Source organism: Fusibacter bizertensis (assembly GCF_029914245.1).
In the GTDB taxonomy this organism is placed as follows: Bacteria; Bacillota; Clostridia; order Peptostreptococcales; family Acidaminobacteraceae; genus Fusibacter_C; species Fusibacter_C bizertensis.
Genome location: NZ_JARYZI010000001.1, coordinates 235,431 through 255,034 on the forward strand (window position 1 = coordinate 235,431; position 19,604 = coordinate 255,034).

General features: G+C 36.8%; 16 protein-coding genes. 3 read left to right on the plus strand and 13 right to left on the minus strand.

What is annotated here, in order from left to right:
* Positions 1-114 precede the first annotated feature (114 nt).
* Positions 115-1,206, plus strand: coding sequence for a redox-regulated ATPase YchF (ychF, locus tag QE109_RS01145; protein ID WP_281092525.1), 1,092 nt, complete (start codon positions 115-117; stop codon positions 1,204-1,206).
* 128 nt (positions 1,207-1,334) lie between these two features.
* Here ychF and QE109_RS01150 read toward each other — a convergent pair whose 3' ends face one another.
* From QE109_RS01150 to QE109_RS01185, 8 genes are all read right to left on the minus strand, one after another.
* A complete protein-coding gene (locus tag QE109_RS01150) occupies positions 1,335-2,045 on the minus strand; it encodes a M48 family metallopeptidase (RefSeq protein ID WP_281092526.1) in 711 nt (236 codons plus the stop codon).
* 12 nt (positions 2,046-2,057) lie between these two features.
* Positions 2,058-2,891, minus strand: coding sequence for a DNA damage-inducible protein D (gene dinD / locus QE109_RS01155; RefSeq protein ID WP_281092527.1), 834 nt, complete (start codon positions 2,889-2,891; stop codon positions 2,058-2,060).
* Between the two features lie 11 nt (positions 2,892-2,902).
* Positions 2,903-6,115, minus strand: coding sequence for a type I restriction endonuclease subunit R (locus tag QE109_RS01160; RefSeq protein WP_281092529.1), 3,213 nt, complete (start codon positions 6,113-6,115; stop codon positions 2,903-2,905).
* Between the two features lie 12 nt (positions 6,116-6,127).
* A complete protein-coding gene (locus QE109_RS01165) occupies positions 6,128-7,231 on the minus strand; it encodes a hypothetical protein (protein WP_281092530.1) in 1,104 nt (367 codons plus the stop codon).
* Positions 7,224-8,489 (minus strand): restriction endonuclease subunit S, encoded by a 1,266-nt coding sequence (locus QE109_RS01170; protein WP_281092531.1) that lies wholly within the window; start codon positions 8,487-8,489, stop codon positions 7,224-7,226. The genes QE109_RS01165 and QE109_RS01170 overlap by 8 nt, the downstream gene beginning before the upstream one ends.
* 14 nt (positions 8,490-8,503) lie before the next feature.
* A complete protein-coding gene (locus QE109_RS01175; RefSeq protein ID WP_281092532.1) occupies positions 8,504-10,015 on the minus strand; it encodes a type I restriction-modification system subunit M in 1,512 nt (503 codons plus the stop codon).
* A 644-nt stretch (positions 10,016-10,659) separates the two neighbouring features.
* Positions 10,660-11,574, minus strand: a complete 915-nt coding sequence (locus QE109_RS01180; protein ID WP_281092533.1) for a helix-turn-helix domain-containing protein — start codon at positions 11,572-11,574, stop codon at positions 10,660-10,662.
* A gap of 12 nt (positions 11,575-11,586) precedes the next feature.
* Positions 11,587-12,615 (minus strand): fasciclin domain-containing protein, encoded by a 1,029-nt coding sequence (locus QE109_RS01185; protein ID WP_281092534.1) that lies wholly within the window; start codon positions 12,613-12,615, stop codon positions 11,587-11,589.
* Positions 12,616-12,769: 154 nt separating this feature from the next.
* Between QE109_RS01185 and srtB the strand changes: the two genes are divergently transcribed.
* On the plus strand, positions 12,770-13,555 hold the full coding sequence (gene srtB, locus QE109_RS01190; RefSeq protein ID WP_281092535.1) for a class B sortase: 786 nt from the start codon (positions 12,770-12,772) through the stop codon (positions 13,553-13,555).
* A 41-nt stretch (positions 13,556-13,596) separates the two neighbouring features.
* Here the strand turns inward: srtB and QE109_RS01195 are convergent, their stop codons facing one another.
* The 3 genes from QE109_RS01195 to QE109_RS01205 are packed head-to-tail and all read right to left on the minus strand — an operon-like array spanning position 13,597 to position 15,192.
* Positions 13,597-13,902, minus strand: coding sequence for an MGMT family protein (locus QE109_RS01195; protein ID WP_281092536.1), 306 nt, complete (start codon positions 13,900-13,902; stop codon positions 13,597-13,599).
* Complete coding sequence (locus QE109_RS01200) at positions 13,899-14,744, minus strand: DMT family transporter (protein ID WP_281092537.1); 846 nt, start codon at positions 14,742-14,744, stop codon at positions 13,899-13,901. The genes QE109_RS01195 and QE109_RS01200 overlap by 4 nt, the downstream gene beginning before the upstream one ends.
* Positions 14,734-15,192, minus strand: coding sequence for a MarR family winged helix-turn-helix transcriptional regulator (locus QE109_RS01205; RefSeq protein WP_281092538.1), 459 nt, complete (start codon positions 15,190-15,192; stop codon positions 14,734-14,736). The genes QE109_RS01200 and QE109_RS01205 overlap by 11 nt, the downstream gene beginning before the upstream one ends.
* A 180-nt stretch (positions 15,193-15,372) precedes the next feature.
* On the opposite strand from QE109_RS01205, the gene QE109_RS01210 reads away from it, so the two are divergent.
* On the plus strand, positions 15,373-16,359 hold the full coding sequence (locus QE109_RS01210) for a YhdH/YhfP family quinone oxidoreductase (protein ID WP_281092539.1): 987 nt from the start codon (positions 15,373-15,375) through the stop codon (positions 16,357-16,359).
* Positions 16,360-16,380: 21 nt separating this feature from the next.
* Here QE109_RS01210 and QE109_RS01215 read toward each other — a convergent pair whose 3' ends face one another.
* Together QE109_RS01215 and QE109_RS01220 are read right to left on the minus strand one after the other, a co-directional pair.
* On the minus strand, positions 16,381-17,361 hold the full coding sequence (locus QE109_RS01215; protein ID WP_281092540.1) for a DUF4003 family protein: 981 nt from the start codon (positions 17,359-17,361) through the stop codon (positions 16,381-16,383).
* Between the two features lie 77 nt (positions 17,362-17,438).
* Complete coding sequence (locus QE109_RS01220; protein ID WP_281092541.1) at positions 17,439-19,463, minus strand: methyl-accepting chemotaxis protein; 2,025 nt, start codon at positions 19,461-19,463, stop codon at positions 17,439-17,441.
* Positions 19,464-19,604: the final 141 nt, after the last annotated feature.

Here is a 19,604-nt window from a genome sequence, read left to right on the forward strand (position 1 = left end):
AAAATTAGGCGTTATAAAGATATTATAGCTTATTTACAATACATTGTTAATACGTTATAATATTTTGATGTGAATTGAAATTATTAACTGACTATATATTAAGGATGGGATCAAATGAAATTAGGGATAGTAGGATTACCAAACGTTGGTAAAAGCACATTGTTCAATGCAATAACTCAAGCTGGCGCTGAAAGTGCCAATTATCCATTTTGTACAATCGAGCCAAACGTCGGCGTCGTTTCAGTACCGGATAAACGTCTTGATGTGTTAAAAGAACTTTATAATTCAAAAAAAGTCGTTCCGACTGCTATTGAGTTCTATGATATCGCGGGACTTGTTCGCGGTGCATCGAAAGGTGAAGGTTTAGGCAACCAGTTCTTAGGACATATCCGAGAAGTTGAAGCGATTGTTCATGTGGTACGTTGTTTTGAAGATGAAAACGTTGTACACGTTGAAGGCAAAATCAACCCACTTAGCGATATTGAGACGATTAATATCGAGTTGATTTTATCAGATGCTGAAATTCTTGAACGTAGACTTGCAAAATCGATTAAGCAATCTAAAGGCGATAAAACACTTGGCAAAGAAATCGAGATGCTTCAGCGTGTAAAAGTCGTTTTAGATGAAGGTAAATCTGTAAGAACCATGGACCTAACTTCTGATGAGAGAGAATTTGTAAATTCACTTAACCTCCTCTCTTCAAAACCAATTATCTACTGTGCTAATATCTCAGAAGAAGATGTTGTAGATGGCATTGAAAATGAGCATGTTAAAGCAGTAAAAGAATTTGCAGCAACTGAAAATGCAGAAGTTGTTGTGATCTGCGGTAAAGTCGAACAAGAAGTTGCGGAACTCGAAGATGAAGACCGCCAAGCTTTCCTTGAAGAACTTGGTCTAAAAGAATCTGGACTTGATAAGTTAATTCGTTCTAGTTATCACCTTCTGAATCTTATCAGTTTCTTAACTGCTGGTCCTCAAGAAGTAAGAGCTTGGACGATTAAAAAAGGCACTAAAGCACCTCAAGCAGGCGGTAAGATCCACTCTGATATCGAAAGAGGTTTCATCCGCGTTGAGACCATTGCTTTTGAAGACCTTACTGAGTACGGTACGATGTCAGCGGCTAAAGAAGTAGGAAAAGTTAGACTTGAAGGTAAAGATTACACAGTTCTTGATGGTGATGTGATGCTGTTTAGATTCAACGTGTAGAATCAGCATAATCATTAAAATAACCCCAGCTATCACTCACCACCCTATCGGTCAGAGTCCTCACTGCGTTGCGGATGACCTTTCGGGTGATGAGTAATAGCTGGGGTTTTGTGTTTTTACATTGATTGTTATAAATCCATTCTTATACCGTAATTTCTTAGCCATTTACGACGGTTATCATAGTCTGGCATGATACGCTCTACCAGTGACCAAAATTCTTTTGAATGGTCCATTACTTGCAAATGACACATTTCATGCACAACAACATAATCAAGAACCCATGAAGGCGCCATCACACAACGCCAATTGAAAATCAACTCGCCTTTTGAAGTGCAACTTGCCCAACGTTTCTTCTGTTCTTTCACCCTGACATCAGCAGGTTTAAGATCAAAATACTTCTGATAAAAGACAATACGTTCATTTACCTTCTCAAGCGTTTTATGTCTGTACCATCCTACCATAGATGCTTTAAGCTTTGTAGACTCCCTTGTTGGTGTATAGATAATGAACTTGCCTTGAAACAGCTTGGTTACTGGCTTTTTCAGTGATTGATCATCTACAATTTCTAATGTATAATTACGACCTAGATACATAAAGGCTTCACCATTGACATACTCTCTGTCAATATGCTGTGACTGGATCTCTTTGATTTCATAAAGTTTTTGGACTATCCACTTAGCCTTTGACTTAACGTGCTTTATAAGAATATCATCATCGATCTCCTCAGGTGCAACAACAGATACTGCATTAGGAGGTTCAACACCTATTTCAATGGTTTTTCGTTTACTATATGTCACTGTGAATTCAATGGTCTGCGTCCCATATTTAATCGTCATCATTTTCATACTACATCACTTCTTCGTCAGTTTCGTATCTTTTGCACGCTCAATAGATCTAATGCTTTTCTTTGGCGTTTCAAGGTCTTCAGGCATAGTGCCTCCTAATTCCTTGATGGTTTGTCGTACCTTATGCCCAACCTCAAAATGCGTCTCATTGGCTTCTTCTTTTCCTTTTATGTTTTCTCGACGCAGTTTTTCATCTGTTTGGGTGGCTCGGAATAAATTAGCCGCCAATTCCGTACTTCCCATATGATCAAGAATTTGTTGGCTTTTTTTCAATCCTTTTTTACTATGAATCTCTTTTGCTCCCAGACCACCATATAGACCTTGATAGCCTCTGTTCTGGAAAATTGCATAATCTCGTGGATCATCAATTCCAGCCATTTGAGCTGCTTCAGCCAATGATTTATTATGATTTTTTAACTCATTACGTATTGCCAATCTTTTCTCATCTTCAGAAAGCTCATCGAACTGTTCTTGTACTTCACGTTCTCTCGTTTTAAATGCAAAGTAAGACTGACCTTGGGCAATAATTTCCTTTCGTGGATCACCATTTTGTACAATGAGATAGCACGCGTAGCGAGACAGCATTAAATCATCAATGATTCTTACAGCACCCTTGGGCATATCTATCGATTTACCGACGTCGGCAAAATGATCCAACACGTTGTTACCACTGTTTTCACAAGCTTCTTTGGCTTTATTAATTACATTGGAAAATGTGGACCACTTTGAATAATCCAAGGCTTGTTGAAGATCTCTGGCATACCAAAACTCTATGCCTTCATCTGTAAAGTTCTTGATATCCTCAAAAGTTTGTCCACTATATTCTTTTACCTCATTCATATTTCAACTCCTTATTCCTCAGTGCCTGCAAAATGCCTTTTAGCAAGTTCTAGAAGAGGGTTAACCAATTGCTTAAGCTTCTGATAACCGAATCCGTAATACTTATTAGTCATTAGCGCACCTTGAATGGCTTTCTCTACTTGATCAGCTTTTGCCTTATTGGTTGCAAAGCCATCAAGCCTATTATCCTTGATGGTCTTAACCACATCAAATGTCATGTCCTTATAAAGCTCAACATCAGAACTTGATAAATACTCCGCAGGTGATTCAGCAACGGCATCAGCCTGTTCAATTTCGCCAAGGATTTCTTTGATTTTCAGATAGAAGGCATAGTCCTTTTTCGACTTAAAGCCAAGCTTTTCGGCTTCATCTTCTTCACTGTGTTCCATTTCTCTGTCGATGAAGTCTTTGAGTTTTGCTCGACGTTCTTCCCAACTTAACTTTGTTTCATCTAAAATTTGCTGAAGCTTTTCAAGTAGCGAGGTAAAGTGAACTGGGTTGTCTTCCATTTTGACACTGATGGTATGACGGATAGCATGTTCCATACTGGATGCCACTGCTTCATCTGACTTTAGGGTATTCATTTTCTCTTGGAAGTCCTTGTCACACAGGGATATAGGTCTAATCCACTGGGTGACCCCTAGTGCCTTTAAATGCTCTGATATGATTGCTCTGGCTTTCTCGCCACAGTCTGCAATATCAATCTGCTTTTCTGGTTCAAACCTTGCCTTGGCACCTGCACGTACATAAGCCATCCACTTAAGATCGTTGAGGTCGTCTTTGGTCACATGACTTGGCATCAAGGCTTCCAGTGACGTTGCATAGCGTTTATAAGCCATTTCAAACTCAGCACGTTTGTTTTCTGGTTCAATGACACGCATGACAGCATCCAGATCCGAACGGTCTACACCTGTAAACATACGCATAACAGCACCTTTATAGTCCTGCATACGCTTATAAAGTTCATTCAGGTCTTCCATTTGACCTTCGACATCTGACTTGTCAAAGACTTCAAGTGCTTCTTCCAAATGATTTGATACGCCATAATAGTCCACAATGAAGCCATACTTCTTGGCAAAACTGTGCTTTTCAACCGTACCATCATCAGCAACAACTTCTTTCTCCTGCACGTAGGTTCTGTTGGTTCTTGCTATAGCTTGCAGTAGTGTATGCTCTCTTAAAGGGCGATCCAAATACATGACCTGCTCAATCGGTGCATCAAATCCTGTCAGCAGCATATCTTTTACAATGATAAAGCTCAAACGGTCCTTTTCAATAGGCTTTTTAAAACGATCTATGATAGCATCCTGCTCTGGTTTTGTTGTACGGTGTTCCTTTAAAAAAGGCTGCTCATTATTCTCACAAGAGTAGATGACTTTGGCTTCAAGGGGTTCCTCGAAAAACTCAGTCATGTACTTATTGAGAGCATCATAATATTTCACACAAGCACGACGGCTGACACAAACGATTTGCGCTTTGAATCCATTAGGATAGATGTTTGACTTGTAATGTTCAAGGATATCCTTGGCAATTTCATCGATACGTTCATCAGCCTCAGCAATGGCCTGTTTATTGGCATACTTCTGTTTAATAGCTTCTCGCTCTTCATCGGAATACTCAGAGAAGGTTTCGGCAAATACGTCTTCTAGGGTATCAACCTTAATCTGAAGTCCTGGCTTACGTCCTTCATAAAGGATACCAACTGTTGCACCATCTTCCACAGCTTCAGAAAGGGTGTATTGGTCAATCTTCTGACCAAAGGTTCTATAAGTATCCTTGTCATCCTTTTCAATGGGTGTTCCTGTAAAACCAATGAATGCAGCAATAGGTAGTGCCATTCTCATATTCTGAGCTAGAGACGAATACTGTGAACGATGGGCCTCATCCGTCATAACGATGATGTTAGACTTGTTCGACAGCACTTCAATGTCGCCTTCAAAGTAGAGCCCCTTTTCCTGATGCTCGTCTTCAAAGATAACCTTGTCTGATTTCTCACTCTGGAACTTATGAATGGTCGTCATAATAATCTTCGGCTGAGCCTTAGCCAAAAGCGCTTTCATGCTCTTTACTGACTGGGCACGCACCAACAGCTTATCTTCTTCCTTTTCAGCCAGCGTCAACTCAGGAAACACACGACAGAAGGTATCGTATATCTGCTTATCTAAATCCACACGGTCTGTAATGACGACTATTGTTGAATCCTTCAACGACTCAGTACGACGGATTAATCTCGCCAGCATCACCATAGACAGTGACTTACCACTGCCCTGAGTAGCCCATATAACGCCACCACGTTCCAAAGGTGTTTTACTTGAGTCAATCCTAGTCAGCGCCTTATTAACCGCTCTAAACTGCTGATAACGAGCCACCTTCTTAATATTCTTGCCACCTTCTTCTTCAAACAAGATAAAGTGCTGCATGATCTTCAAGAGGTTCTCTTTTTCTAAAATACCTTGTATGAATAAATTCTGTCCATTGTTTTCAACTTCTACAATATCAGTCCTTTTAAAGGGATACGGATCTTTCCATTCCAAGTAATGGTTATACTTGGAGCTGATTGTGCCTACATAACCATGGTATTTATTAAAGATACCTGTAATGAAATTGGTGTGAAAGAGCTTATCGATTCCTTCATCATCAGCAGCACCACGCAAATTCATGTAACGACGAAGCTGTTCATAGCCATCTTTCTTACCTAACTTAACACCCGACTCCATTTCCTTAAAAGGTGACTTACATTCAATCACCACAACTGGAATACCATTAATATAGATGATCAAGTCAGGAATACAGGTTTCATTGACTCCCTTGATCTTCATCTGGGAAACCACATGGAATGTGTTATTCTCAACCTTATCAAAGTCTATGTACTTGACCGTATAATGGCGTTTCTTACCTGAAGCATCTGCCTGTTCAATTGATAGGTTCAAATTGACAATGATCTTGTAGATGTTCTCGTTGATTTCATTAAGTGAGGTACCATGCTGTGAGCCATTGGATAGAACTTCAACCGCCTTGTGTAAACTTGATTCATTCATCCATGGGTTCAGTTCTTTAAGGCGTTCAACAAGATACTTGCTCAAAATCACATCGCGGTCGGAAACACGATCACCAGAAGCTTTGGCCAGTTCTCTACCATCAAGGTAGGTATAACCAAGGCGATCCACTATGTAGTCTATGGCTGGTTTTTCTACTAATGTATATTCATTTCCAAGATATGACATGGGACCACCTCCTTACATTTTGATTTCACAAATAATCACTCGATCATCTTCTTTTACAAACAACAAATCGTCTTCTTGTTCCAGTGAATACTTACTAGAAGATAGTTCTTTTCCAGATGCATTGAACACTAACACTACCGCTGTTCCTATAGGCATCTTTAGAATTTCAGTTTTACCATTCTTAATGTATCCCAATACTTGATCAATTGGTTCATCAACTGAAGCGTTGTTATCTCGGAACGCTTTTAACTCGATAACCAAACTTAACTGTTCGTCTAAGTTTGATACAAACAAGTCATACCTGAAATTTGTTACTGCTAGTTCTGAAAACACATAGCTTGAGTTAAACTCTCTTACAAAATATGGGTACACAAAATTGTGGATAAAATCCTCTACTCTTCCATTTACATTTTTCAACGCATTTGCTTTACTACTACCAAGCATTTGATTTCTATATTGCTTAAATACATCTATTATTCTCAATCGATTAAATTCAACTATAGCTTCATACAAGTTTGCTTCAGTCACAAGCCCTTCACAGTCCTGTTCAATGTCATCAATTGTTCTAAAAGACAAAATGTATTTGATGTTTTCTAATAATTCATCACTTGCATTAATATTCTTTTCTGCTAAACCAATACGAACAATGTAAAACTCATAAAGTATTTTATATACATTTGGGATTTCTAATTGTTCAGAGAACTCATATCCTTGAATCTTGTATGTCTTAACAGCCGCAGTATTTGAGGTTGCTATTAGTTTTATTAAACCAATGAGAAGTACATTGAATTTTGAAATATCCTCACGGAATTCTAGCTCAATTTCCTTATGTCCTAAGCTTTTAATGTAAAGATCAACAGCAATAAAGTGCATAAAGAACTCAATACTATCCCATAGTTTGTTTTGGCAAATGAGTTTAAATATTAACTCATAATTATATAGCGCTGAAGTACATTCACAATCAATTGATTTATTATGTTCAACATACGCAATGTTACAAATTTCTTTCGAAAGAATTGAAAATGCTTCTCTATTCTCGTTTCTTTTTATTAACTCAAGTGCACTTTTTATCCTTGTATCAAGAATCCCTTTAATCTCTGCTGTTATTCTACTCATTAACAGTTACCCTCTTTTTACCCGTGAGCAAATGCTGCATCAGACCTTTCTTTAACTCTTTAGTTTGGAAAAGCAAGCTCTCATACTGAACAATATGGTTTTGTAAGCTATCAAGAATATCTGCAATCATTTTTTGCTCTTTAAAAGGCGGGACTTGAAGTTTAAAGTCAAGCACTTCACTTTTTCTCAAGTTTGTTTGTTTATTCCCATCATCAAACTTTAGGAAATAAAGATTTCTACTAGTGATATATGATAAGAATCTACTGTCCATGTCATTTGTTCTTAAGCAACAAATCCGCTGATTGAGAGTATATTTGTTATCTTCTTCAATCAGGTATGTTTTAGCAATTGCCTTCCCATTCGGCACATCACTCATAACCATAGTAACATCCCCTTTTATTAATGGAAACAAGCACTCATCAGACCTTTTTATAACTTCACCTTCTGTTGAAATGAACTTTGAATTGACAATTATATAATGCCCATCTTCAGATACATTCTTTTCATGTCCTTTTCCGTTAAAAAACTCAGCAACTTCATCTAAAGTTTTCACTTCCCACTCAACAGGTATCCGCCCAACTTCACTATCCTTAAACTCTGTATGCCCAATCCCTTCAGTCAACAACTTCTGCATCAGACCTTTTTTCAGTTCTTTCAGATCTTCGATCATGCCATCAACTTCATCAATATGCCCATCAACCGTTGAGAGGATCATGGCGATTTTCTTTTGTTCTGGGAGAGGTGGTATTACAATACTTAATTTCTTTTGCTGAGTAATACCAATATACGCTCTTGTAGATTGAGCTGAGAGTCTCGTCAACATCGATTGATAATTCTCTTGGTCAAAATAGTACTTCAAATATTTATTATCCAATCTTTCACAATTTGAAATTCTATAATAGGTCACTTGAGGTGTTAATACAATATATGGATTCACTTCTGGTACAATAGCAGTTTCACCTATTGTACCTTTATGTGTCAGCAATACATCTCCGGTTTTTGCAAATCCTTTCATAAGAGTTTTACTTAAATCCACAGTAATAAACTTACAGTTTTCAAGATCCACTTTGCCACTACCTAGATTATTAGCCATTATAAAAGGAATACCTTTATCAACATAATCAGCTGAGGTTGGATGTATCGCACCATGATTCCCATCAAGAACGCCTTCAATAATTCCCATCTTAATTAATTCATTGATCTCTATCTCATCCCATTCATCTGGTATAAAACCAACAATAGATTCTTTATATTTCATAACTTGCAGCCTCCCTATATCGACTCAAATCCAAGCTCACGCATGAACTCGTTGATTTGATCTCTGGATGCCTCAAGTCTACCTTCACGTTCAGAAATACGTCTTGCCACAGCATTGATATCCACTATTTCTTCTTCCTCAGTGGTATCTACATAGCGACTAATATTGAGGTTATAGTCGTTCTCACGTATCTGATCTAAGGTAATTACCTCTGCATACTTTTCAACCATCTCAAAGGCATCATAAGCCTTAACAACAGCATTGATGTCTTCTGGTCTAAGTTTGTTCTTGTTGCCATCTTTAGCAAAGTCATTACTGGCATCGATAAAGAGTACCTTACCTTTTCTTTCAGTAGGTTTATGTTTGTTTAGCACCAATACAGCAGCAGGTATACCTGTACCATAGAAGAGGTTTTGTGGCAGTCCTATAATCGCTTCAAATAGGTCATCTTCTAAAATACCTTGACGAATACTACCTTCTGCACCACCACGGAAGAGTATACCATGAGGTACAACCGTCGCCATTTTGCCCTTACTATTTAATGAAGCAATCATATGCTCTACAAATGCTAAGTCTCCGTAGGATTGAGGTGGTACACCATAGCTAAAACGGTGATAGGTGTTGTTTTGAGCAGATTCAATGCCCCAGTTCTTTAGTGAGAATGGTGGGTTAGCAATGACTTTATCAAAGGTCTTCAGTGTTGCACCTTCAAGGTTCTTAGGTTCTCTGATAACATCGCCTTTATATATAACAGCACCACGAGCTTCATGAAGCAACATATTAAGCTTACAAATTGCCCAAGTAGATAGATTAATCTCTTGTCCGTAAACTTGCACGTTCTTATGGTTGCCACCTTGCTTTTTAACATATTCGATGGCGTTGATCAGGAAGCCACCACTACCTGCTGTTGGATCATAGATAGTATCTGTATCCGTCGGCTGAAGGACTCTTACCATCAGTTCTTTAATTTCCTCAGGTGTATAGAACTCGCCGCCTTTTTTGCCACCATCATCAGCAAATTGCTTAAGCAGGTACATATAAGCATCACCCATGATATCAGGCTTCTCTAGTCCTTCGTTAGACAGGTTCATACTGTCGAAGATCTGCAGCAGCTGATTTAACTTGGCATCAGGCACACGCTCTTTATCGTTATAATTGGCCGTTGTAAGTACTCCAACAAGCTCTGAGTTTTTAGGTTCATCTTCTATAGCGTGGAAGGCTTTGTCCAGTTCAGGACCGATGTTTAAATTGAGGTTCTTAAGCTTTTCCCAGCGCGCTTGTTTTGGTACGAAGAAAGTATGGTAAGACGACGCATCCTCAAGCATGTCATTTAGAAAGGCTTCTGGAAGGTCTGCTTTCTCTTCTTTAATCTTCTTTTGCTCAAGGTCAAACTGATCATTCATCCTTTTTAGGAACATCATGCCAAATATGTAGTCCATGTATTGTGCTGAGCTTAGTGATCCCCTGAGTACATTTGCACAATCCCACAGCTTGGTTTCAAGTTGTTGTAAGTTTAATTTCATCATACGAATTCCCCTTTTATATTATGATTGTTATCTCTTCTAATATTGATTTTAGCGTAACAACAGCCGCTAATTCTATTATAGCGTATATGATTCTCACATTCCATAAATTACCGATAGGATATCAAAGTAAATAAGCCAACGACTCACCCAACAGCAAGCCGAAGGCTCTTTACTCCAATGATTACATGATGCCATTACACCCTTATGTCAAATCACCCATGGGTGTAACGATGGTGTAGTAGCCCAGTTCACTCTATCAAAACTATTGACTCAATTAGACTCTATCAACTAGAGCCTTAACTCAAAAGCACTCAGTAGGCACCATTTGACTCGATTATTAGATTTAACGTGTAGTTTTATTATAAGTGTAGAATGAATATATAAAACCAAAGGCTATATTAGCGTCTTTTCGGTCAGAGTCCTCGTTTCACTGCGGATGACCTACAACACGCTATTATTGCCTTTGTTTTTTTGTTATATAATTCTACCTTCATAAAGTTACTAATTTGAACGACGTGTCATAGAATATGCACAAAACATTAAAACCCCATGGCTATATTAACATATGGAAGGTCATCCGCAGCATAGCGAGAACTCTGACCTGAAAGATGTTAATATAGCCATGGGGTTTATTTTCTGTTCATTTATCTTCTATCAATCTCTTGTTCAAATGTCACAATCGCATCCTGCAACTCACCGATTTCGGCGATATAAAAGTCGGCCCCAAGAAAATCAGTGGCTTCTTTTTGATTCTTGATGCCTCTTCCGCCTGCGAGGATTTTAACTTTTTTTCCTTCTGGTGTAGCACGTAATGATTGTATCAAATGTTCAGCGCTATTGAGGTTATCTTTCAAAGACACTGCTGTCACAATTAAGTCAATCTTGATGTCAGAAGTAAACTGTCTAAGACTTGAGATTGGAACACTGTTACCGATATAATACGTCAACCATCCAGCCATTTTAAAATACTCTCTAATCATCTTCAAAATAATTGTGTGTTCCTCCGAACTAGGTACTACAAATAAAGCTGCAAATTTTTTCTGAGTTTTCACCCTTGGAACACTGGTCATGATCAACCATCTGTCTATTAAATTAGAGATAAAATGTTCTTGAGCTATTGAAAGTTCTTCACGCTCCCATCTTCTCCCCGTTTCTCTCAAAATAGGAATATAAACTTTCTCTATAATGGCTATTGGATCAGATGACTTTTGATAGGCATTCAGAATCTTTTGAGTAGCAATTGCCTCATCACCTTTTACTAATAGTTCAAAGACTTCCTTCCACAGTTTATCATATTCAATACCAACACCTCCATTTGGTGATGCCGTATGAACTGCTAAAACTTCAGAATCTTCATACTCTGATATCCCAAGTAAATAGTCGATACTAACATTCAGATACTCAGAAATCTGTCTCAATGGGGTTTCACTAGGAAATCTCGTGTTATTCTCATAATTAGCAACTGAAGATTGAGCCAATTGAAGCGACTCGGCAAGTTCTTTTTGTGTGATATTTCTCTTTTTACGAATAGTTTTTAGTCTTTGCCCGAAATCGCTCATTATTCACCTTCTCTATGCTTTGATTTTTCTGTTTACTAAAACAGCACCCAGTAGAATAATTATAGTTAATATTCCCAAATTGGTCAAATCTAATGTACCTGTTTTAGGGATATCAGTATTTTGTTCAACCACTTGATAATTAAAATTACTTGGCACTAAAACTGAATCAACCACATGTACAACACCATTTCCAGCCTCAAGGTCTACAGTTGTAATATTACTGTTGTTAACCATCGGATTTGATGTTAAGTCAAATTTAAGTTCAGTATTATTAAGCGTATTTGCCATTAATCCATCTGAAAGATCTGAACTCATCACTTTTCCAGGAACTACATGATAAAGTAAAACTTTTGCAAGGTCTGGTTGTGCCATCAAATCTGATGCCGTAATATTTAGATCAGAGAGTAATTTTTCAAATGCAGCATTTGTTGGTGCAAACACTGTAAAAGGACCTTCTCCTTGAAGTGCAGATACTAAGTCAGCTTTTTGAAGTAAAGATACCAACATACTAAAATCTGGACTTGATAAAGCAATATCAACTACTGTTGATGGAAAATCTAATTTAAAATTATCTGGGACAAGAACGGTATCTATTACATGAATAACACCATTACTAGCCATTAGATCAGCTGACACTACATTGCTATCATTGATTTTTACGCCATCTTTTAGATCGACAACTAGGTCTTTTCCATTTAGTGTTTCCGCTGATAATCCATCTGATAAATCTGTTGATTTAACTTCACCTGAAATAACATGATAAAGTAAAACTTCACTCAATTGTGGATGATTTAAAAGTTGATCTGCAGTAATTCCAAGTTCACCAAGCAACTTTTCAAAAGCTTCATTGGTAGGTGCAAATACTGTAAATGGTCCATCACCTTGTAGTGCATCTACTAAATTAGCTTTTTGAAGCGCTGCTACGAGTATGCTGAAATCAGGATTACTTGAAGCTATATCTACAATTGATTCATCTGCTGCAAATGTTGGAATAGAAAAACTCAACAATAGTACTAACATTAGACTTAAAAACTTTTTCATAACTTAACCTCCTTGGGTTATATCATATAAGTTTCACATTTTGTGATAACAATTATCAACTACACTTTGAATTTATCACTAATCGTGATATTTGTCAACACAAATATTTGATTTTTATTACTTAACGTGATATTATTGTTTTGAGGTGATAGAAATGAAGCCACTAAATATCAGAAAAATAATTAATATGATTATATTCTCTTGCATCATTATATTATTAAGCATTGCAATATTACTCTTTATCCGTAAAATATCTGCCAATAAATATGAAGAACTTCTCGCAGATCGCAATGAATTTCAAGCAGACACAATAATAGTTAATGATAATAGCAATGATATTTTTAGTGTTGTCCCTGACAGTACTATACCAAGTACAACTATACAGTTTAAAAAAAATCCAAATTCAAAGTACCTAGATATCAATACCGACTATGTTGCATGGTTAAAAGTTGAAGGCACCTCCATAGATTACCCTGTTGTAAGAGGTTTGGACAACTCAATTTATTTAAAAACTAATTTTTATAAAGATTATAGCGATTCAGGTGCTATCTTTATGGACTACCGTAACCTCGGTCAATTTCAAGATGTTCACACCGCAATTTATGGTCATTATATGAAAGATGGTTCTATGTTTCATGATTTACACCTATACAAAGATCAATCTTTTTTTGAAGCTCATAAAAAAATAAACCTTTCAGGTTTATATGAAAAAAAAGAGTATGAGATTTTTTCTGTGTATATTGAATCTGCAAACAACTACGAGCTTGATTTTGACTATGAAGCTATGACTTACATGCAGTATCTTGACTTCATAAAAAAAAGATCCCTTTATCAAAGCGATCTCGTTATAACTGGTAATGAGAAATTACTTACATTGATTACATGTAGCTATGAAATCGATAACGGTCGAATCATCGTACACGCAATAGAAGTTAATTGAATTAAGTACTATGACAGAATTCTTCTCTTAGAATTGTGCTCTTAGAAGTGATAAAAACACGCAGAACTTACTTTGCCTTCTTTAACAAATTTGACACCTTCCATTTCTAGTCTAAGAATTTGCTCAAACTCTCCATCTCCAGACAATGCAATTTCACCTTTTTTATTGACAATTCTATGCCATGCTAGGTTCTCTTTTGAACTTAGACTACTGAGAACACGTACAACTTGCCTTGCACCATTGGGATAACCAGCAGCTTTTGCAACTTCTCCATAGCTGCACACAAATCCAAAGGGTACTTCTCTAATTGCCTTTATAATATCGATCGTCATCTGTGTGTAGCTCATTTTTCCTTCACCTCAATTATACTATGATATACAACAGCACTTAAGACAATCACACCTCCGATAAAAGCGAAAACTGAAGGCTTTTCACCGGTGCCTAAGAATACCCAAAATGGATTTAAAAGTGGCTCAAGCACTGGTATAAGTATACCTTCTAGCACACTAACATTTTCGATTCCTTTAGTGAAAAATATATATGAAAGTCCCAATTGAAAAACCCCGAGTAATAAAACGCCAATGATGTTGGCACTTGTCAAAGTAATACCCGAATAGAACGGAATCGCGATAAAAAATGTCAGTATATTTCCCCATATTACAATCTCAATTGGCTTTCGACCTTGAATTCTTTTTAAACTTATAATCATAAGTGCCATTGAAATTCCACTAACAACAGCTAAAGTATTTCCTATTAAACTCCCACTCTTCAGATCTCCCACGAAAAACAAAAGCATCCCTAAAAAAACTATAATTACAGTAGAGACATCTTTTTTTGAAAATTTTTCTTTAAGAAAAAATGCACCAATGACCATTGCCCATGCTGGCGCAGTGAACTGAAGTAATATCGCATTAGCGGAAGTCGTTAATTTATTTGCAGATACGAAAAGCATCACCAAAAACATATAGTTTATAGCGCCCATCAGTACATACTTATTGGGTCTTCTAGGTAGCCTTTTATAGACAGAAAAATATAAAATTAGCATGACTAAACTCGATATGCCACTTCGCATACCAGAAATAGCAATTGGATGCCATGAAACCATTTTGATTAACAAACCACCAGTACTCCACAAAAGTGAAGCAAGTACAACGCATACAATCGCAAAAATTCTACCATTAGTCTTCATTTAATTTTCTCCCTGAATGGTTTATGAAATTCGAATTCATTTGTTTTAATGATTTTAAAAAGAGTTCCTTCTCATTAGGCTCAAAACCTTCATAAGCCGTCTCTACTACGCGTTTTGAAATATCACGGTATTTTTTTTCAATTGCCTTTCCCGCCGAAGTCAAAGCAATTAACGAGACACGTTTATCTTCAGCACTAGTAATTTTTTCTATATATCCTTGTTTTAATAAATGATTAATCAGAACAGTAACTGTTGATTTGTCTTTTCCGATCCGCTTTGCAATTTCTTTCATTGTCAAAGGGCTCTTATTTTCAAACAAAACAGTTAAGATACTCCCATGTGAGGGTATGATATCAGAGAGCCCTTCTTTTTTTAGTTCAACTTCAATGAATTGGTGCATACTTTGGCGTGTCTTGCTTATAAAATAGACGATATATTGTTCGTTCATTGTTTTCCCCAGCTTTCATTAATCTAGACTCATTATAATCAATCTAGTACAATGAATCAAACAAAATATCCTTGAATTAGTTTGACATAAAACTATATGCAATCTATAATTGAAACTAAGAAACACATTACTGTTTAAAGACGTGTATTTAACCTAAATATAGAAATGAAAGGAGCTTTTATGAACTTCAAATCTTTACGTGTATATCTCGAACCAACACTTCGCATCGCTGTCGAAACTGTAGATGAAACGATATTACCTGATCATGAGGTACTCATCGAAGTACATTATTCTTCACTAAATTATAAAGATGCCCTCTCTGCAAATGGAAACAAAGGCGTCTCTAAAAATTACCCACATACACCTGGAATAGATGTTGCTGGGATAGTAAAAGATAGTAAATCAGATGCATGGAAACCAGGTGATCGTGTAATTGTCACAGGCTATGATTTAGGAATGAACACATATGGCGGATTTTCCCAGTATGTTAGGGTCCCTTCGGACTGGATTGTTTCATGTCCTGATAGCTTAGAACTAAGAGATGCCATGTGCTATGGTACTGCTGGGTTTACAGCTGCACTTTCAGTTGAGAAAATCGTAAATAACATCACACCTGATGCTGGTGAGATCTTAGTTACGGGTGCAACAGGCGGTGTTGGTACAGTGGCTATAGCTATCCTCTCAAAATTAGGTTACAGTGTTGCAGCTGCTACAGGAAAAGCAACAAGTGCCGCTTTTTTACAAAGCATTGGTGCCAAGACAATTGTTTCAAGAGAAGAAACCAACGATCAAACTGGAAAGGCCTTACTAAGATCAAGGTGGGCTGGCGTCATAGATACTGTTGGTGGCAACATCCTTTCAACAGCAATAAAAACGACACAATACCTAGGTCATATAACCTGTTGCGGCAATGTGTCGTCTCCTGAATTTTCTAGTTCTATCTATCCTTTTATCCTTAAAGGTGTAACCCTTCACGGAATTGATTCAGTTGCATGTCCAAAAGAACATCGCTTTAAGATCTGGGAATACCTTAGCACAGACTGGGCAATTCCAGGTTTATATCAAGCTGTTCATGAAGTCACACTTGATGAAGTGCCTGAGCAACTAGACTTGATGATTAAAGGCAAACATCAAGGCAGAACCATTGTTAACCTTAAAAATTCTTAGTATAAGAACTATTGATTTTAATCACGTTGCAGCAGATGCTCCAGCAGCTGCTGAAGCTGAAGTTGCTGCTATTATCGCTGCCATCTGAGCAGAAATTAAAGCTTCTATAGAGATGCTAATTGATAGTTTAGCAACTTCAGAATTTAAAGTTTCATCGATCCACTGATCAGATACAAGTGCAGATGCAAGCATGATATTCATGCCTTTGCCTAACCACTTGTATTTTTTTTGATGACTTAAATAAATTGATAGTTCAATCCAGTCATTCATTATTCGCTCATCCTCAAAATAGATTAGTGCGATAATGCCCAACGTTGCATAAAAAGAAGCAGATAGATTCATCTTATTTTGTTTTAGCATATCTTTCATTTTCACACAAACTTCAACAAGTTCTTCAATTGATCTGTTGGAAAGCGCTAAAATATGTGACAATCTTTGAAGTTCGTTTCCTTTATAGAAACCTCTACTATTTAATTGCTGATAGGCTGACTCGATGCGAGACAGCTCACACCCTGAAACTGCAAGCATGACACTCATCGAATAATCATCACCACTTGTGATCCATGGATGAGCAGATTTCATCTCTTGGTATATTGTTTTAGCTTTTGTTGCTATTAATCTTGGAGACTCTTCACCAGCAACTTTATAAAGCGCATAACTTGCCAGTGGAAGATGTGTACTAGACTTAAACCCCGCCTCTTTTAATATACTCTCACAATTTAAAATTCGTGAAAAAGTGCCTTCAACTGAATCACTATCTACGACCATTAGCCCTGCCAACATCAAACGGTACATGCCCCTAAAATTTGAAAATACACCCGAATTTTTATTGATCACCTCAAGTGCGTTTTTTAGGTTTTCTTTAGAGTAGTGTTTATCAGATTGTGTCATAATTAGCGCAACAAAGTGTTTCGCTAAATTACTCTCCCAAATAAAGTCTTTTTCAATCTTTTTATAACGTTCCAACATTTCATCTGCTTTAACTCTCAAATTTTCATTCATATAAACCTCCATCAGAAAATATAAGCTTTTCTGATAGTACTTTACCATAACCTTTATAAGAATGTATAAAAATTGTATTAAATATTAAATAACTTAAGACGCTGATTCAATTGAAGCATCAGTTCTGTTAGTTCATTGGTCTTTAGATCAACATGTTTTATGGCATTTACTTGTCCTTCAATTGAAGCTGCCGCTTCTTCAGCACCAGCAGCATTATCTTCAGATATATTTGACAAATGCTCCATAATTCCTTTGATTTTTAAATTCATGTCCATCATTGAGCTTTGGCTATCTGTGACACTTAAAAGCTCCGTTTTCATCACAGAAAGTGCGGTGGATATTCCTTTGAATTTATCAGTCGTTCCCGTTACACTTAGCTTTTGAGCTGCTACCAAAGATTCTAAAGTCAACATATTATCAACTGCAACGCCTATTTTTTGCGTTAATTCGCTAATTACAGTTGTGATCTCTTCAGTAAAACGATTGGATTCTTCCGCCAGTTTTCTAATTTCATCCGCAACAACAGAAAAACCTTTTCCAGCTTCTCCAGCTCTTGCGGCTTCTATAGATGCATTAAGTGCTAACAAATTGGTTTGTCTAGTAATTCCTTTTATTTGTTCACTTGCACTTGTGATTTTGTCCGCACTTAAGTGTGTTTGTTCAATAATTAAAGTGACTTCCCTTGCAGATTTTGTACTGATATCAGATTTTCCAATGAGTAACTCAAGTTCTGAGAAACCTTCTTCTTTTAATTTTTCTACAATTTCAGTTGCCTCTTCAAGTGCCTTCAGTCGTTTTTCATTATCTTCAATTAGAGTATCCAGCGAAGCTATACTTGCTCTACCCATCTTCACATCTTCAGATTGAGAAACAGCACCAGATGCAATAGCATTCACTGTTTGGCCCACTTCATATGAAGCTGCGGTTGTCTCACTGGTCTTTTCGGTTAAAGCTTGTATTGCGGTATCAAGTTTGAAGTTCGTCTCAACTACGCGCTTCACTATATCAGTAACTGCTCCTTGAAGTTCGTCAATCGCTTGAGCTATTTCTCCAAGTTCATCTTTTCGTGAGATGAGTTTACGATTTAATACATTTCCAAAATTACCTTGTGCCATTCCGTTTAAGTGTACTTTAAGTATCCCAATAATTGAAACTACACGTCCTGAAGTAATAGCTAAAAAACCACCTACAAAGATAAAGATCAACGCAGTAAGTATATAAGTAATTAATCTTCCTTTATTCACTACAGCGTTAACTTTTTCCATTGAAAAACCTAAACTAATTAAGTGTTTTCCTTGCGAATCAATTTCAAAGGGTACGACAACATTTAATATATTATTATCAGTTGCAATAGATTTATCTATAGCCACTTGATCGAGTCCGCTTTCAAGCGCTTGGAAGTAGATTGAATTTTGATCAAATGTTTTCCCAACAATTGATAGTTCATTGTTAGCAATCACTTTTCCACTCTCGTCAATCATCATGGCAAACTCAATTTCTTCAGAACTTGCCATCTGCTCAATTAGTTTTTGATAACTAAAAGCCTTTTGCAGATATTGTAGTCTAAGTGCATCCACTCCAGTTTGCACCATTCCACCTTCTGGAAGTTTAAGGTAACCATATTTTAAAGTTTTTTTACTATCCTCATTGTAGAGAATTTCATCAAATAATGAGTTGCTTTTACCAGTAAGTACAGTTTGCGCTTTTGCATCTTTATCAAGTTTTTTTCCTATGTTGGTGCTAATGTTGGAAAATTCTATCTTTCCATTTTCATCGTAAACATTAATTTCATATATTCCCAGTTGCTGTGCCAGCCTACTCACATATTGGTTACTAATCAACTCTTCATTTGAAGCTACTACACGATTGCTCGCATGAATCTTTTCTTCCATCTCATTATTAACGATTTTTAGTGTCTCGCTATTATCAGAAATTCTTTCAATAAATCTCTTCGAACTATAAAGTCCGCTGTTTTCAAGCTCATCAACTAAACTATTTTTTAAAATTATAGATGAAAAAACACCTATACCAGATGCTCCCAAAAAAATCAAAAGCAATGGTATTACTATTAACTTTCTTCTTAAAGATCCATTTCGCTTCATGATAATCTCCTACATTCTCATTTTGTTTGGTACCGTTTCCAACTCTTCCCTCCTATATTATAACCGAATTCCCATTTCCTCGGTTTGAGAAAACATTTGTTAATTAGGTGCACTGGACGGCCTTTTGGAAACGAAATTTCA

Bases quoted from the DNA above. Each gene is read 5' to 3' on its own strand.
- ychF (WP_281092525.1), top strand. From the start codon at position 115: ATGAAATTAGGGATAGTAGGATTACCAAACGTTGGTAAAAGCACATTG.
- QE109_RS01150 (WP_281092526.1), bottom strand. From the start codon at position 2,045: ATGATGACGATTAAATATGGGACGCAGACCATTGAATTCACAGTGACA.
- dinD (WP_281092527.1), bottom strand. From the start codon at position 2,891: ATGAATGAGGTAAAAGAATATAGTGGACAAACTTTTGAGGATATCAAG.
- QE109_RS01160 (WP_281092529.1), bottom strand. From the start codon at position 6,115: ATGTCATATCTTGGAAATGAATATACATTAGTAGAAAAACCAGCCATA.
- QE109_RS01165 (WP_281092530.1), bottom strand. From the start codon at position 7,231: ATGAGTAGAATAACAGCAGAGATTAAAGGGATTCTTGATACAAGGATA.
- QE109_RS01170 (WP_281092531.1), bottom strand. From the start codon at position 8,489: ATGAAATATAAAGAATCTATTGTTGGTTTTATACCAGATGAATGGGAT.
- QE109_RS01175 (WP_281092532.1), bottom strand. From the start codon at position 10,015: ATGATGAAATTAAACTTACAACAACTTGAAACCAAGCTGTGGGATTGT.
- QE109_RS01180 (WP_281092533.1), bottom strand. From the start codon at position 11,574: ATGAGCGATTTCGGGCAAAGACTAAAAACTATTCGTAAAAAGAGAAAT.
- QE109_RS01185 (WP_281092534.1), bottom strand. From the start codon at position 12,615: ATGAAAAAGTTTTTAAGTCTAATGTTAGTACTATTGTTGAGTTTTTCT.
- srtB (WP_281092535.1), top strand. From the start codon at position 12,770: ATGAAGCCACTAAATATCAGAAAAATAATTAATATGATTATATTCTCT.
- QE109_RS01195 (WP_281092536.1), bottom strand. From the start codon at position 13,902: ATGAGCTACACACAGATGACGATCGATATTATAAAGGCAATTAGAGAA.
- QE109_RS01200 (WP_281092537.1), bottom strand. From the start codon at position 14,744: ATGAAGACTAATGGTAGAATTTTTGCGATTGTATGCGTTGTACTTGCT.
- QE109_RS01205 (WP_281092538.1), bottom strand. From the start codon at position 15,192: ATGAACGAACAATATATCGTCTATTTTATAAGCAAGACACGCCAAAGT.
- QE109_RS01210 (WP_281092539.1), top strand. From the start codon at position 15,373: ATGAACTTCAAATCTTTACGTGTATATCTCGAACCAACACTTCGCATC.
- QE109_RS01215 (WP_281092540.1), bottom strand. From the start codon at position 17,361: ATGAATGAAAATTTGAGAGTTAAAGCAGATGAAATGTTGGAACGTTAT.
- QE109_RS01220 (WP_281092541.1), bottom strand. From the start codon at position 19,463: ATGAAGCGAAATGGATCTTTAAGAAGAAAGTTAATAGTAATACCATTG.